The following is a 14,725-nucleotide window of genomic DNA, read 5'->3' as shown; positions in this document are numbered from 1 at the left end:
GCCATGGAGCCGAGCATGCGCGAACCCGTCGCTTCCAGCGCTTTCCTGCGCAGCGGTGTCGGCCTCAAGCCCGAACACTGCAGGGTGATCCTCGATACTCGCCCCGACGTCGGCTTCTTCGAGGTTCACGCCGAGAACTACATGGGCGCCGGCGGCCCGCCGCACCGTCACCTCGCGGCCGTGCGCGAGCGCTATCCGCTGACGCTGCATGGCGTGGGCCTGTCCATCGGCGCCGAGCGGCCGCTGGATCGTGCGCACCTGCAACGGCTGAAGGTGCTGCTGGAGCGCTACGCTCCCCTGCTCTTCTCCGAGCACCTGGCCTGGTCCAGCCATGCGCCGGGCTTCCTCAACGACCTGCTGCCATTGCCCTACACGGCTTCGACCCTGCTGCGCGTCGCCAGCCACATCGACCAGGTGCAGGAGACACTCGGCCGCCAGATGCTGCTGGAAAACCCCGCCACCTACCTGGCCTTCGCCGAAAGCACTTACGCTGAGCCGGACTTCATCGCCGAGCTCGTCCGTCGGACCGGCTGCGGGCTGCTGCTGGACGTCAACAACGTTCAGGTCTCGGCCGTCAATCAGCAGTGGAATCCCCGCACCTATCTCGACGCCTACCCGCTGTCGGCGGTGCGGCAGATCCACCTGGCCGGGTTCGCGCCGGAGGCAGACGAGCTGGGCCGCCCGTTGCTGATCGATACCCATGATCGCCCGGTCGACGACTCGGTCTGGGCGCTCTACGCCACGGTCATGGCGCGGATCGGGCCGGTGCCTACGCTGATCGAGTGGGACGCCCGGCTTCCCGACTGGGCGACGTTGCGCGGCGAAGCCGAGCGCGCCGACACCATCATGCGCGCGGTGTGCCGTGCGCCGGCCCTGTCCGCGTGATGGCGGGAACGACAAATCTCAGGAGGAACTCGCCATGGCCACCCGTAAACTGCTCGTCTACTACGCCTGGAGTCGGCCGCAGGAAACCGCGGCGCCCCTGGCGGTGATCGAGAACCGTTTCCCTGCCCTCTTCGAAAGCCGGCGGATGGGCTATCCGCGTTACGAAGCGTTCGCCGATGGCGAGCGCTTCGACCAGGGTATCGGCGGCTTCCTCGATTGCATCATGAGGCGCAACTTCACCGCCTTCGTCGAACTCGCCGGCGTCCTGACGGGGCAGCCCGTGGCGGAGATCGAACGGGTAACGGCGGATGGAACCCTGACCCGGCTGGAGGCTGGGCTGCTGGAGCGCTTCGATACCCTGGTGATCATCAGCTTCGACTCGCTGCGAACCCAGCAGCAGGCTGGCGACGCAGAGGTCGAGGCCGTTCGCCAATTCCTCTCGCGGCCGGACAACCTGGTGTTCGTCGGCCCCCACCATGACATCGGCGCCACGCCGGCGCTGCCCCACGATGAGCGGCTGGCCCTGCAACTGGCCGACTTCCTCCATCACGGCGACAGAACCATTCCACCCTGCCAGCAGTTCGGCGGCTACGCGCGCACCCTGCTGGCGAGCCTCGGCGTACCGGTGACGAACCGCTTCGGCCTGCGCCCGGCAGCCACGGCCGATGGCGCGCCGGCACCCATCGAAGTGGCGGCGGCGCTGGATCGGCTGGCGTTGCTGGATGGCGTTGACACCTTCAACCTGCACCCTCACCTCCCCCATCTGGAACGCCAGGGCGCCGCGCTCGACAAGCTGGACGTGCTGGCTCGGCAGCGGATCGACCCGACGGCGCCCCCGCACCCGTTCGCCAACGCTCACGCCAGCTTCGACGCGCTCCTGCAATCGCGCGTCGAGGCCTTCGGCGGCACCCTGCTGGTCGGCGACGCCACCCTGTGGAGCTCGACTGCCGGAGGGGTCGAGAGCCTCCAGCGGCTCTGGACGAACGTGCTCCAGCGCCGGCAGCAGGCCTAGGCGGCCATGCCCGCTCGCCGCTCTCAGCCTTCGGGCCAGCGCTCCGGCGCCACCGCCCTCGCCTGCCGTTTCGGGGCGTTCGCCAAGGCCCTGCTCGACCCGGCGCTGCCGCTGCCCCCCGGCCTCGTCGGCCCGGACGGCCTGCCCAGCGCGCGGCGCTTCGGCGTCTATCGGAACAATGTCGTGGTCGGCCTCGTGGGCGCGCTGAAGGACGCCTATCCAGTGCTGCTACGCTTGCTCGGCGAGGCGTTCTTCTGCGCCATGGCACGGGAATTCGTGGTGCGGCGACCGCCACGGCATCCGGTCATGCTCGACTACGGCGAAGGCTTCGCCGAGTTCCTTGAAGGTTTCGGTCCCGTGGCTACGCTGCCCTACCTGGCGGACGTCGCGCGCCTGGAACGCGCGTGGCTGCAGGCCTACCATGCGGCCGACGCCCGTGTCCTCGCCCCGTCCGCGCTGCAGCGGCTGGATCCACGGGCGTTTCCCGGGTTGCGCCTCGCGCTCCATCCGGCCACTCGCTTGCTGCGCTCGGGCTACCCGGTCCTGAGCATCTGGTGGACGAACGTTGGCGACGCCGCCGCGACCGAGCACCTCGACCTGGCACGTGGTGGAGAGGATGCCCTGGTCACGCGGCCGGAGGCGAATGTACGGGTCCGGCGCTTGCCGCCCGGCGCCTTCAACTTCATCGACACGCTGGCCACGGGCGCACCGGTGGCCGTGGCGACGCGCGCCGCATTCGACGAGACGCCGGCGTTCGACCTGGCCGCCACCCTGGTCGGCCTGCTGGAAGCCGGTGCCCTGGCCGAGCTGAACCCGCCCGACACCCGCCTGAAGGAGCGCCTATGAGCCCCGTCGACAGTGGCGCTCCGAAACGCCCGCTGCTGCACTTGAACACCGGGCTCGCAAGTGTCGCGGTAAGGTTGGCGCCCCCGCTATCGCGCGTGGCGCTGGCACTGCCGTTCCTGCGCTCCGGGCTGACACGCTGGGACGGCTTCCTGTCGCTGTCGGTCGCCACCCAGTACCTGTTCGAGGAGCAGTTCAAGCTGCACATCCTTGGCGCCGTCTACCCGTTGCCGGCTCCGGATACCCTGGCGCTGCTGACGGCCTGCGGCGAAATCGTCCTGCCCGTGCTGCTCCTGCTCGGGCTGGCCACGCGCCTCGCGGCCCTGGGCCTGTTGCTGATGACGGCGGTAATCCAGCTGGTGTTCCCCGATGGCTGGATGAACTTCCACCTGTATTGGGCCGCGCTGGCCCTTTCCATCCTGGCGCTGGGGCCGGGACGGCTGTCCATCGACTATTGGCTCGGCATCTGGCTACGGCCGGGGCCGCGCTAGCACGTGCCCATGGCCCGGTCAGAAACCCGAACGGCGGCGTCCATGCTCGCGCGCGAAGGCCGCCGGCGTGCAGCCCAGGTGGCGACGGAAGCGTCGGGTGAAATGACTCTGGTCGGAGAACCCGGTCAGCAGGGCGATATCGACCAGGGGCAGGTCGGTTTCCTGGATCAGCGCCTGGGCCCGGCGAATCCGGCAGGCTTCGACGAAATTGATCGCCGTGACGCCCATGCTGCGCTTGAACAGCCGGGCGAAATGGAAGCGGCTCACGTTCACCAGGGCCGCCAACTCGCCGAGGGAGATCGGCCGGCCGAGGTTTTCCTCGATGTACTCGGTCAGCCGCGACAGCTCGCGCCGCCCAAGCGGCGGTGGTTCATACTGCGCACCGAACTCGAAGACGTTGTAGCGACGCAGCAGGTGCGCCGACAGCGCCAGGGATATCTGCTCGACGATCAGCAACTGAGCCGGATGCGGGCGTTGCTCGATCTCCCCGAGCAGCAACAGGGCCATGCGTTCTATGGTGGCGTCGCGCACTTCGAAGACATTGCGGATCTCGATCCGCGTACTGCTTTGCCGGCCCAACTGCTCGCCCGCCGTGGCGATCAGCCCGGTGGGAATTCGCAGGCGAGCGGAAGTCGGCGTGCTGCCTTCCCAGGTCGAATCGCAGCCGGCGGGCATGATCAGCGAGACCCCCGCCGAAATGACGCTTTCATGGGTCACCCCGTTGCGCCGTTGGACGAGGCGCCCGCGGCCCGCCGGGCAGTAGCTGATCAGGTGATGGTCGAGCGCCGGGTAACTGTGGAAGCACTCCGGCTGCGGGCGATACAGATCGAGCGTGACACCGCCCCAACCGCGCTCGCGACTGGTCACGCTCGGACGCCGGGACTTCAGATTGACGATCTCGTCGATGGATACCTGATTCGGCTGGGGCGCGCCGTCCGCCTGCGATTCCGCCATGGCCACCTGTCCGTTGCACTGGCGCCGCGTCTGCCGACGGGCGCGGGCCTGTCATTCACTCTAGAACATCGGCGGCCGCGCCCTGCGCACGCGGCCGCCGGGCTACGCCGCCTAGCTCTGGCGCCTGGAGGCCGCCGGCCAACTGATCAGGCCGATCCCGACGACTATCGCCAGCGCGCCGAGCAGCAGGCCGAGGCTGAGCCGCTCGCCGAGCCAGAGCACCGACATCAGCAGCCCGACCAGGGGCACGCCGAGCATCGCGCTGGACATGCTGGTGCTCGACAGCCACATGCTCGCCGCGTTCACCGCGCAGAAGCAGAACGCGGTGGCCAGCGGCCCCACGAACAACGCCACCTGCCAGAGCGTGCGCGAGTTGTCGCCGTCGAACGGCCCTTCGAAGAGGTAGGCCAGCACCGCCAGCGGAACGGTGGCCAGCAGCATCTGCCAGGGCGCCAGCTGGTAGGCGTTGGAGTCACCCCGGTAGTAGCGCAGGTGCAGGATGCAGATTGCCCAGCACAGCGAAGCCGTGAGCAGCATCAGGTTGGCGAGCAGCGCCTGGCCGTCGCGCCAGTCGAGGCTCAGCGGATTGAACAGGCCGGCGACGCCCAGCAAGCCCAGCGCGGTACCGGCGGCGCGCCGGGGCGACAGCCGTTCGCCGAAGAACAGCACCGCCGCCGGCACCACCCACAAGGGCGTGGTGTACGCCAGAATCGCCGAGCGACCGGCCTCGATGTGCAGCATGGCGAAGGCGCCCAGCGCGGTGAAAGCGAGCATCTGCAACAGGCCGACGCTGGCCACCAGCGGCAGGTCGCGCCGGGTGGGCAGGCGCAGGCTGCCAGTGCCAGCCTGGACGACGAACAGGCAGAGCCCGCCGAGGGCGAAGCGCGTGGCCGAGAACCACAGTGGCCCGATGTGCTGCAGGCCGGTCTTCATGACCGGCCAGTTGGCGCCCCAGATGACGATCGCCAGGACCAGCAGCAGGCTTCCGCGCACACGCGGCGAATACCTCAGCGAAGGGGGCGAAGCGGCGTTGCGGGGTGGCCAGATGGGCGTGCTCATGGGGCGTCCTCAGGGCATTGCGATGCGTAATGCGACGAAGAAAATGCTATGCCCTGGGCGCCGGAGAATTTATCCGTTGTTGACTATGATCAGCATACGTTTAGGTGGATCGTTCTGCGCAACCCCGAGTCTGGGAGATAAAAAATCTCATGCGCCAACTTGACCGCGTCGACATCGGCATCCTCAACCGGCTCCAGGAGGATGCGCGCGTCACCAACGCCGAACTGGCCCGCTCGGTGAACCTCTCCCCCACCCCCTGCTTCAACCGGGTGAAGGCCATGGAGGAACTGGGCCTGATTCGCCAGCAGGTAACCCTGCTGGTGCCGGAGCTGCTCGGTCTGCATGTCAACGTGTTCATCCACGTGAGCCTGGAGAAGCAGGTCGAGGACGCCTTGCAACGCTTCGAAGCGGCCATCTGCGAGCGCCCGGAAGTGATGGAGTGCTACCTGATGAGTGGTGATGCCGACTACCTGCTGCGCGTGCTGGTGCCGAGCATCCAGGCCCTGGAGCGCTTCGTCCTCGACCACCTGACCAAGGCGCCGGGGGTCGCCAACATCCGCTCCAGCTTCGCCCTCAAGCAGGTGCGCTACAAGACGGCGCTCCCCCTTCCACCCAACGGCCTGGTGGTCCAGGAGCGCTCGCGCCAGGGCTAGTGCGGGCGATGACCGTCCACCCATGAGCTATACAAGGAAGGTCGGAGCGCGCGGCAAGGCTCGCAAAGAAGCATCCGTTTCCCGTCGAAGGATACCGCCATGAGGGACAAAGTCGTTGTGCCAGTCCGCGCCGCCTGGGCCCTCGCCCTGCCGCTCGGGCTGTCGGCGTGCGCCAACGCGCCGGCCATTCCGGTGCTGGGCGCCTACTTTCCCGACTGGCTGTTCTGCATTACCGGCGGGCTGCTCCTGAGCCTGTTGCTGCACGCCCTGTTGTCTCGGCGCGGGGCCTCGGCGCCGCTGGCTCCAGCCGTACTGACCTATCCGATGTTCACCGCGATGTTCTCGCTGATCGCCTGGCTGTTGTTCTTCCGGACCTGAACGGAGCCCCGCATGACCGATAGCCCCCTGAGCAAGTTGCCCCGGCGCCTGCTGGTGCTCGTCCTGCTGGGCGTAACCCTGGCCCTGCTGGTCTGGGTGATCTGGCTGCTGGACAACGCGCCGCGCACCGACGACGCCTATGCCTACGCCGACACCATCAACGTCACCCCCGAGGTCAGTGGCAGCATCACCGAGCTGCCGGTACGCGAGAACCAGCAGGTGAAGGAAGGCGACGTGCTGATGCGCATCGACGTGCGACCCTACCAGCACGTGCTGGAGCAGGCCCAGGCCTCGCTGCAGGCGCTGGACAAGGAAATCGTCCTCAGCCAGCGCCAGGTCGACGCCCAGCAGTTCAATGCCGACGCCGTACACGCCAGCGTCGAGCGCGCCAAGGCGGCCGCGGCGCAGACGGCCGATACCCTGCGGCGCATGGTGCCATTGTTGCCACGCGGCTATGTCTCCGAGGAACAGGTGGACCAGGCCCGTACCGCCGCCAAGAGCGCCCAGGCCGAGCTCAACGCGGCCCTGCTGCAGGCCAAGCAGGCCGTGGCCGCCGTCAGCGGGGTGGACGCGCTGGTGGCCAAGCGCGCGGTGATACTCGCCGAAATCGCCCGCGCCGAACTCGACGTCGAGCATTGCGTGGTGCGCGCGCCCTTCCCCGGCCGCATCGTCGGGCTGACCACCGCCAACGGCCAGTTCGCCGCCGCCGGCCACCCGATCTTCAGCCTGATCGACACCCGCCACTGGTATGTGGTGGCGAACTTCCGCGAAACCGAACTGAACAACATCCGCACCGGCAACCGCACCACGGTCTACCTGATGGGCGACAACCACCGCACCTTCAGCGGTCACGTGGACTCCATCGGCTTCGGCGTGTTTCCCGACGACGGCGGCGCCCAGGTCGGCGGGCTGCCCAAGGTGGCGCGGACCATCAACTGGGTGCGCGTGGCTCAGCGCTTCCCGGTGCGCATCCTGGTCGATCAGCCCGACCAGGACCTGTTCCGCATCGGCGCATCCGCCGTGGCGGTGATCCACGCCGGCCAGGATCGGGACGCCAGGCAATGAACGCACAGGCGCAGTGGCCGGAACGGGCGTGGACCTTCCTGCGCAGCGAGCTGGCGGACTTCCCCGGGCGCGGCAACGCCCTGTTGCGCAACCTGGTGGCCTGCACGGCGGTGATCGTGATCTCCCTGGGCCTGGAGGTGCCGCTGCTGGCCCTGTCGCTGATCCTGGTGTTCTTCGTCAGCCAGAACAACGTGGTGCTGACGCGCATGGCCGGCATCCTGTTCCTGGTGAGCGCCACCGTGGCGATCGCCGTCAGCATCCTGCTGCTGAAGTTCACCTTCGGCTATCCGCTGCTGCGCATCCTCGGGGCCAGCGCGGTGTTCCTCGCCAGCATGTACGCCATGCGCGCCACCCGCCTGGGGCCGCTGTTCTTCCTGGTCGCCATCGTCACCATCTACGTGCAGAGCCTGGTGGACCTGAACCTGCAACCCGAGCTGCTGCTGCGGGCCTGCCTGTGGGTGTGGGTGGCGGTGGTCTACCCGATCCTGGTGACCCTGCTGGTGAACACCTTGCTGCTCCCCCAGGAGCCCCAGCAGCAGTTGCGCGATGCCATGGGCCGCCAGCTCGGCCAGGTGCGGCGGCGGCTGCAAGCGCTGGGCGAAGGTCGCCCGGACGCGTCGACAATCACCACGACGCAGGTGCAACAGGGCGTGCTCGCGCTGCACAAGCTGCTGCGCTTCGCCAGCATGCGCGACCCTTTCTACCGCACCCACGAGGCCCAGCAGTTGGCGCTGATCACCGGCGTGTCGCGGCTATACGCGGCCTGCGCCTCGCTGGTCGCTGCGCCACCGGAGCCCGCCGCGCTGGCGGTGTTGCAGGCCGACTGCGACGCCTTGGCCGAAGCCGTACAGGCCGGTGCGCAAGTCCAGGTGCCGGCGCCGGGCTGCGGGTCCCTGCCACCGGACCTGGCGCCGCCGGCCCTGGCCGAGATGCGCGACGCGCTGCTCGCCCTGGCCGCCAGCAAGCCCGAGGCCCTCGCTGGCGCGACGCCGGCCAGGGAGCCGCTGTTCGTCGCCGACGCCTTCAGCAATCCCAACTACCTGCGCTTCGCCTTCAAGACCTGGCTGGCAACCATCCTCTGCTATGTGTTCTACAACGCCAGCGACTGGCCGGGCATCCACACCGTGATGCTGACCTGCGTGGTCATCGCGCTGCCCAGCCTCGGCGCCTCGACCCAGAAGGGTCTGCTGCGCATCGGCGGTTGCCTGGTGGGCAGCGCGCTGGCGCTGTTGTGCATCGTTTTCGTGATACCGCGCATCGACGACATCGTCGGCCTGCTCGCCATGAGCCTGCCGGTGATCGGCCTGGGCGCCTGGGTCGCCGCGGGCTCGGAACGCATCAGCTACGCCGGCCTGCAGATCATGTTCTGCTTCGCCCTGGCCCTGCTGGAACAGTTCGGCCCGAGCACCGACCTCACCGAGATCCGCGATCGTTTGGTCGGCATCCTGCTCGGCGTGCTGGTCAGCACCCTGGTGCACGGCCTGCTCTGGCCCGAGCGCGAAGGCGACAGCCTGCGCCGTCGGCTGGCCAGCGTGCTGCACGGCATCGCCGAGCTGCTGCGGCAGCGGCAGCCCGCCTCCGACGAGCAGGCCGATCTTTGGCACAAGGCCAGCCTGCGCGGCTGGTCGCAGCTGGCCGAGACCGACGCCATGCTTGCCCGCGTGACCCTGGAACCGGGCTGGTACCAGGGCGAGCACGAGGAGCTGGCGCTGCTGGCGCAGACCCTGGCCGATCGCGCGCGCGGCCTGATCCTGCTGATCGTGCAATTGCAGCGGCGCTACGCCGCCATCGCCGGGGAGCTGAGCGCCGAGCAGCGCGCCTACCTGGACGAGTGGCGCAGCCAGGCCGGCGACTGGCTCGACGGCTACGCCGCGACCCTGACCACCCAGGCGCTCGAGCCCGGCCCACCGCCATCGCTGCTGCCCGGCATGACGACGGCGTTCGACCCTGCGCTGCTGGCGCACCTGGAGGAATTGCGCCGGCAGTTGCACACCCTGCCGGACTGGCAACGCTTCGACCGCGGCGCGCTACTGGAGGGCCAGGCATGAATCGCTCCCTGGCCGCCCTCCTCGCCGCCTGCCTGGCGCTGGCGGGTTGCGCGCTGATGCGCGAAGACCGGCCGGCGCGGACCACCCTGGACCCCGCGAGCGTCCGCCTGGCCGACGACCTGCGCCTGGCCCGCGCCAACTGGCCCGAGCCGCACTGGTGGAAGCGCTACCAGGACCCGCAACTGGACCGCCTGATCGACACCGCGCTCGCCCATTCGCCCGATATCGCCATCGCCCGCAGCCACATCGAACAGGCGCGGGCGCAGGCGGACGGCGTGAAATCCCTGACCGGCGTGCAGGTACAACTCGCCGCGTCGGTCAACCGCCAGCATGTCTCCGCCAACGGTTTCCTCGGCCCCTTCGCGCAGAACGAGCCGGCGCTGGGGCTGACCGGCCCTTGGTACACCGAGGGCATCGTCGGCCTGGGCGCGGACTACCAGCTGGACCTCTGGGGCCGCCAGCGCGCCCAGGTCGACGCGGCCCTGGGCGTGAGCAACGCGCGCCAAGCCGAGGCCGCCTGGGTCGAGCTGGAGATCGCCAGCGCGGTGGCTCAGCTGTATTTCCAGCTACAGACGGCGCAGCAGCTGAAAGCCGAGCTGGAGCAAATGACCGACATCGCCGGCGAATCCGTCGCCGCACACCAGGCGCGCATCGAACGGGGGCTGGAAGCCGAGCCGGGCAAGCAACTGGCGCAAAGCAACCTGGCGCTGATCCAGCGCCAGGTGGTGGCGCTGGACAGCCAGGTCAGGCAGCTGCGCGAAGCCCTGCGGGCGCTGGTTGGCGTGGGCGCGGACACCGAGCTGCAACTGGCTCCGCGCGCGCTTCCGCAACGCGACTACGGGGTGCCGCAACGCCTGGGCTACGAGCTGCTGGCGCGCCGCCCGGACCTGCAAGCCATGCGCTGGCTGGTGCAGGCTTCCTATTCGAACGTCGAGGCGGCCAAGGCGGCGTTCTACCCAAGCTTCGACATCAAGGCCTTCTTCGGTGCCGACGCCCTGCACATGGGCGACCTCTGGGACCACGGCAGCCGGCAGATCAACCTGATCCCCGGGATGACGCTGCCGCTGTTCGACGGCGGCCGGCTGAACGCCGAGCTGGCCAACGCGCGCAGCCTGAGCAACGGGCTGGTCGAGCAGTACAACCAGGCGGTGTTCAACGCCGTGCGCGACGTGGCGGTGGCCGGATCCCGGCTGCAGGGGCTGGACGCCGAGGCGCAGTTGCAGCTGGGGCGCATCGGCAACCTGCGCTTCAACCGCGACAGCGCCCAGGCCCACTACCAGCGCGGCCTGCTCGACCGCGTCAGCGCCCTGGAAGTGAACCTGCCGGTGCTGGCCGAGCAAAGCGGCCTCACCCTGCTGAACGGGCAGCGTCTGGAGACCGAAGTGCTGCTGATCAAGGCGCTGGGCGGCGGCTACCGCGCGGCACCTTGAGCTCGGGCGCTGAGCTGACGCTCAGTCGCGCACAGGGATGGCCGAAGCCATATCTCGCCAGTAGTAGCCCAGCACCCGTCTTCATCGCCTGCGCCATTACCAGCAGTTGAGCGCGCCTCAATCCGGCGGTGGCAGGCCGGCGACGCTGTACACCAGGCGTTGCACCGCCGGCAGGAACACCCGCTGCTCGAAGTCCTTGCGCGGCAGCGACAGCTGGGCGATCACCAGCCCGCCGATGGCGTGCAGGATGAACGCGTAATCCGCGTCCGGGTCCTTCGAGCCCAGCTTGATGAAGGCCTCGCGGCACAGCGCCGCGTGCGCCCTGCCCCATTTGTACAGCGTCGGCCGCAGCTCCGGGTCGTGGGCGCCGGCCAGGTTCAGCTCGTAGACGGCGATGCCCATGCTGCGGTCCTCGACCAGCAGGCGGGTGTTGTACTCGGCGATGATCGCGGAGAACTTCGCCGGGTCGTCGGCGCTGGCCTCCAGGGCCGGCACTATGGCGGCGAAGGTGGTGGCGATGCGCTCGCAGGCGTGGTCGATGGCCGCGCCCATCAGCGCGCCCTTCGAGCCGAAGTAATAGGCCACCGAGCCATGCCCGCACTCGGCCTCCTTGGCCACGCTGCGCAGGCTCAGGCTGTGGTGGCCGTCGCGGACGATGATCCGCAGCGCCGCCTCGATCAGCGACAGACGCCGCTGCTCGCCCTTCGCCGAGTGCCTGTCGTCGCCGCGTAGCGCTTGTTTTTCCAGTGTTTTTTCGTTCATCAGCGGACCTTAAAGACAACCCCCGCCCCTGTCAATTTGCCCGTGAGGCCCGCGCCCTGCGGGCTATTGACATTTTTATCCACTTGGATAAAAACTAATTTATCCACTCGGATAAATCGTCTCCGAGGGATGCCCCGAGCCCAAGGAGAACAACAATGACCAAGACGTGTGCGCACGACGCCCGGCGCGAGGAACTGCTGGCCATCGCCGATGACCTGCGGCAGCGCTTCGCCCCGCGCCTGGACGAACTGGAGGCCGGCCGCTGCCTGCCCCAGGACATGGCCGAGGCGCTGGCCGGCGCCGGCCTCTACCGGCTGCTCACCCCACGCGAGTACGGCGGCTACGAAGTGCCGGTGGACACCTTCGTCGAAGTGATCGAACGCCTGGCGCGCACCGACGCCTCCATCGCCTGGTGCACCTTCATCGCCTGCACCTCCTGCGTGCTCGCCGCCTACCTGCCGGAGGACGGCGCCCGCGAGCTGTACGGCGCCGCCGAGCTCAAGGCCGCCGGGGTGTTCGCCCCGCGCGGCAAGGCCGTGCGCGAGGTGCTCGACGGCGTTCCCGGCTACCGCGTCAGCGGGCGCTGGGCCTGGGGCTCGGCGAGCCGCAACGCCGACCTGATCCTCGGCGGCTGCCTGGTGCTGGACGCCAATGGCCAGCCGGAAACCCTCGCCGACGGCTCGCCGCGCGTGCAGTCGATGGCCTTTCGCCGCGACCAGGTGCGCAACCTGGAGAACTGGGACGCCTTCGGTCTGCGCGGCAGCGGCAGCGGCGAGTTCGAAGTGCGCGACGCCTTCGTCGCCGAGCGCCACAGCGCCTCGCTGTTGGCCGACCAGCCGTTGCCCCGCCCGCTCTACCGCTTCCCGGTGTTCGGCCTGCTCGGCATCGGCATCGGCGCGGTGGCCCTGGGCATCGCCCGCCACGCCCTCGACGAGCTGCTGGCCCTGGCCCGGGAACGCACCCCGCAGTTCAGCGCCAAGCCCCTGGCCCTGCACGCCACCACCCAGCAGGCGGTGGCGCGGGCCGAAGCCTCGCTGCGTGCGGCGCGGGCGCTGCTGATGGAAAGCCTGGCCAGCGCCTGGGAGCACGCCGAACGCGACGGCGCGATTCCCCTGGAGCAGCGCCGCGACATCCGCCTGGCCACCACCCACGCGGTGCACAGCGCCCGCGACGTGGTCAGCGCGATGTTCCAGCTCGGCGGCGGCGCGGCGATCTTCGACAGCTCGGCGCTGCAGCGCTGCCTGCGCGACATCCATGTGGTCAACCAGCACTTCATGGTCAGCGACGCCACCTACGAACTGACCGGCCGCCTGTTCCTGGGGCTCGACACCAACGTCTCGATGCTCTGAGGAGAACCCCATGACGCTTCCACTCGACTGGCCGGCGCGCCTGTCCCTGCCACTGATCGCCGCGCCGATGTTCCTCATCTCCGGCCCGCGGATGGTCATCGAATGCTGCCGCAACGGGGTCATCGGCAGCTTCCCCACGCCCAACGCGCGCACGCCGGAAATCCTCGAGGACTGGCTGCGCCAGATCGCCGGCTCGCTCAGCGAGGCCGACGCGCCCTGGGCGGTGAACCTGGTGGTGCACCGCACCAATGACCGCCTGCCGCTGGACCTGGCGCTGGTGGAGAAGTACCGCCCGCCGCTGGTGATCACCGCCCTGGGCAGCCCGCGCGCGGTGATCGAGCGGGTGCAGGCCTACGGCGGCCGCGTGCTGGCCGACGTCAACTCGCTGCACTACGCCCGCGAGGCGGCGCGCGCCGGGGTGGACGGGCTGATCCTGGTCAGCGCCGGGGCCGGCGGGCACACCGGCAAGATGAACGGCTTCGCCATGGTCAGCGCGGTGCGCGAATTCTTCGACGGCCTGCTGGTGCTCGGCGGCGGCCTGATGAGCGGCGCCTCGATCCGCGCGGCGGAACTGCTCGGCGCCGACCTGGCGTCCATGGGCACGCGCTTCATCCCGACCCTGGAGAGCCAGGCCAGCGAACCCTACCGGCAGATGCTGGTGGATTCGGGCTACGAGGACCTGGTGCTGAGCAACCGCATCACCGGGGTCGACGCCAACTGGCTGAAGCCCAGCCTGGAACTGGCCGGTATCGGCGCGCAGGAACTGGCGGCGGAAACCGCCATCGACTTCACCGACCCCAAGGGCGCGGCGCGGCGCTGGACCCAGGTCTGGTCGGCCGGCCACGGGGTCGGCGCGATCCGCCGCTCGGAGCCGGCCCGCGAGCTGATCGCCGGCCTCGCCGAGGAATACTGGGCGGCGGTGCGCCAGCCCGCCTTCAACGGCCTGGCGGAGCGCGGACGATGAGCGCCGCGCCCTACATCCTGGCCATCGGTGGCACCACGCGAGAAGGTTCACTGACCGAGCGGGTGCTGCGCCACGCCTTGGGCCACGCCCGCGCGGCCGGCGCCGAGGTGCGCCTGCTCGGCGGCGACAGCCTGCAATTGCCGCACTACGCCGCCGGCACCGGCGAGCACCCGCTGGCGCGGGCCTTCCTCGGCGAAGTGCGCCGCGCCCAAGGGGTCATCCTCGCCTCGCCCGGCTACCACGGCGCCCTCTCCGGGCTGATGAAGAACGCCCTCGACTACCTGGAGGAAGCCCGCGACGACGAGCGCCCCTACCTGAGCCAGCGCGCGGTCGGCTGCATCGGCCTGGCCGCCGGCTGGCAGGCCGGCGCGGCGACCCTGAGCGGGCTGCGCGGCATCGTCCACGCCCTGCGCGGCTGGCCGACGCCTCTGGGGGTGGTGATCAACTCCACGGAAACCGCCTTCGACGAGGACGGCCGCTGCGCCGACCCGCGCGTCGAACAACAGTTGCGCAGCATGACCGAGCAGGTTCTGGCGTTCTGCCGCATGAACCGCTGAACCCTCCACACCACGAGCGAGAGGTAATCCATGCATATCCTGATCAGCGGCGCCGGCATCGCCGGGCTGACCGCGGCCATCGCGCTGCGCCGCAAGGGCATCGACGTCACCCTGCTGGAGCAGGCCGCCGCCCTCACCGAAATCGGCGCCGGCATCCAGATCGCCGCCAACGGCACGCGGGTGCTCCGCGCGCTGGGGCTGGAGGAAGAACTGGCGCGACGCGGGGTGCTGCCGCAGGCCTACGACACCCGCGACATCCTCAGCGGCCGCCTGCT

At 69.5% G+C, this 14,725-nt stretch carries 16 protein-coding genes; 13 read left to right on the top strand and 3 right to left on the bottom strand.

The annotated features are described in order from the left end of the window. The first annotated feature begins 15 nt into the window (after positions 1-15). From bufB to P3W75_RS03450, 4 genes are read left to right on the top strand one after another with little or no spacing between them, the layout of a single operon-like run. Entirely contained in the window at positions 16-885 is an 870-nt protein-coding gene (bufB, locus tag P3W75_RS03465; protein ID WP_276225984.1) for an MNIO family bufferin maturase, read from the top strand. A 34-nt stretch (positions 886-919) separates the two neighbouring features. Next, entirely contained in the window at positions 920-1,897 is a 978-nt protein-coding gene (locus P3W75_RS03460; RefSeq protein WP_276225983.1) for a hypothetical protein, read from the top strand. Between the two features lie 6 nt (positions 1,898-1,903). Further along, positions 1,904-2,743, top strand: a complete 840-nt coding sequence (locus tag P3W75_RS03455; RefSeq protein ID WP_276225982.1) for an HvfC/BufC N-terminal domain-containing protein — start codon at positions 1,904-1,906, stop codon at positions 2,741-2,743. Further along, positions 2,740-3,231 (top strand): DoxX family membrane protein, encoded by a 492-nt coding sequence (locus P3W75_RS03450; protein WP_276225981.1) that lies wholly within the window; start codon positions 2,740-2,742, stop codon positions 3,229-3,231. Before P3W75_RS03455 ends, P3W75_RS03450 begins: the two co-directional genes overlap by 4 nt. Before the next feature lie 18 nt (positions 3,232-3,249). Here P3W75_RS03450 and P3W75_RS03445 read toward each other — a convergent pair whose 3' ends face one another. Both P3W75_RS03445 and P3W75_RS03440 read right to left on the bottom strand, forming a co-directional pair. Next, positions 3,250-4,185 carry a helix-turn-helix domain-containing protein gene (locus tag P3W75_RS03445; protein ID WP_276225980.1) on the bottom strand — a complete coding sequence of 312 codons (936 nt, stop codon included), beginning with the start codon at positions 4,183-4,185 and terminating at the stop codon, positions 3,250-3,252. A gap of 111 nt (positions 4,186-4,296) precedes the next feature. Beyond that, complete coding sequence (locus P3W75_RS03440) at positions 4,297-5,178, bottom strand: DMT family transporter (protein ID WP_276225979.1); 882 nt, start codon at positions 5,176-5,178, stop codon at positions 4,297-4,299. Between the two features lie 215 nt (positions 5,179-5,393). Here P3W75_RS03440 and bkdR point away from each other — a divergent pair, with 215 nt between their 5' ends. The 5 genes from bkdR (at position 5,394) to P3W75_RS03415 (ending at position 10,818) form a co-directional block, all read left to right on the top strand. Beyond that, positions 5,394-5,897: a Bkd operon transcriptional regulator BkdR gene (gene bkdR, locus P3W75_RS03435; RefSeq protein WP_276225978.1), complete on the top strand. Its 504-nt coding sequence runs from the start codon at positions 5,394-5,396 to the stop codon at positions 5,895-5,897. 99 nt (positions 5,898-5,996) lie between these two features. Beyond that, positions 5,997-6,275, top strand: coding sequence for a YtcA family lipoprotein (locus P3W75_RS03430; RefSeq protein ID WP_276225977.1), 279 nt, complete (start codon positions 5,997-5,999; stop codon positions 6,273-6,275). A gap of 12 nt (positions 6,276-6,287) precedes the next feature. After that, positions 6,288-7,340: a multidrug transporter subunit MdtN gene (mdtN, locus tag P3W75_RS03425; protein WP_276225976.1), complete on the top strand. Its 1,053-nt coding sequence runs from the start codon at positions 6,288-6,290 to the stop codon at positions 7,338-7,340. Continuing rightward, positions 7,337-9,388 carry an FUSC family protein gene (locus P3W75_RS03420; RefSeq protein ID WP_276225975.1) on the top strand — a complete coding sequence of 684 codons (2,052 nt, stop codon included), beginning with the start codon at positions 7,337-7,339 and terminating at the stop codon, positions 9,386-9,388. The genes mdtN and P3W75_RS03420 overlap by 4 nt, the downstream gene beginning before the upstream one ends. Further along, entirely contained in the window at positions 9,385-10,818 is a 1,434-nt protein-coding gene (locus tag P3W75_RS03415; RefSeq protein WP_276225974.1) for an MdtP family multidrug efflux transporter outer membrane subunit, read from the top strand. The genes P3W75_RS03420 and P3W75_RS03415 overlap by 4 nt, the downstream gene beginning before the upstream one ends. A gap of 117 nt (positions 10,819-10,935) precedes the next feature. Here the strand turns inward: P3W75_RS03415 and P3W75_RS03410 are convergent, their stop codons facing one another. After that, positions 10,936-11,580 carry a TetR/AcrR family transcriptional regulator gene (locus P3W75_RS03410; RefSeq protein WP_276225973.1) on the bottom strand — a complete coding sequence of 215 codons (645 nt, stop codon included), beginning with the start codon at positions 11,578-11,580 and terminating at the stop codon, positions 10,936-10,938. A gap of 155 nt (positions 11,581-11,735) precedes the next feature. Between P3W75_RS03410 and P3W75_RS03405 the strand changes: the two genes are divergently transcribed. The 4 genes from P3W75_RS03405 to P3W75_RS03390 all read left to right on the top strand — a co-directional run. Next, positions 11,736-12,929: an acyl-CoA dehydrogenase family protein gene (locus P3W75_RS03405; protein ID WP_276225972.1), complete on the top strand. Its 1,194-nt coding sequence runs from the start codon at positions 11,736-11,738 to the stop codon at positions 12,927-12,929. 10 nt (positions 12,930-12,939) lie between these two features. Continuing rightward, positions 12,940-13,893, top strand: coding sequence for an NAD(P)H-dependent flavin oxidoreductase (locus tag P3W75_RS03400; protein ID WP_276225971.1), 954 nt, complete (start codon positions 12,940-12,942; stop codon positions 13,891-13,893). Then, entirely contained in the window at positions 13,890-14,450 is a 561-nt protein-coding gene (locus tag P3W75_RS03395; RefSeq protein ID WP_276225970.1) for an NADPH-dependent FMN reductase, read from the top strand. Before P3W75_RS03400 ends, P3W75_RS03395 begins: the two co-directional genes overlap by 4 nt. A 30-nt stretch (positions 14,451-14,480) precedes the next feature. Beyond that, positions 14,481-14,725: FAD-dependent monooxygenase (locus P3W75_RS03390; RefSeq protein WP_276225969.1), on the top strand; the 245-nt coding region annotated here is incomplete at its 3' end.

This window comes from Pseudomonas citronellolis (assembly GCF_029335315.1).
Lineage (GTDB): Bacteria > Pseudomonadota > Gammaproteobacteria > Pseudomonadales > Pseudomonadaceae > Pseudomonas > Pseudomonas citronellolis_A.
Note: the sequence above shows the minus strand (reverse complement) of the source record. Positions and strands in the feature narration are given on the sequence as shown.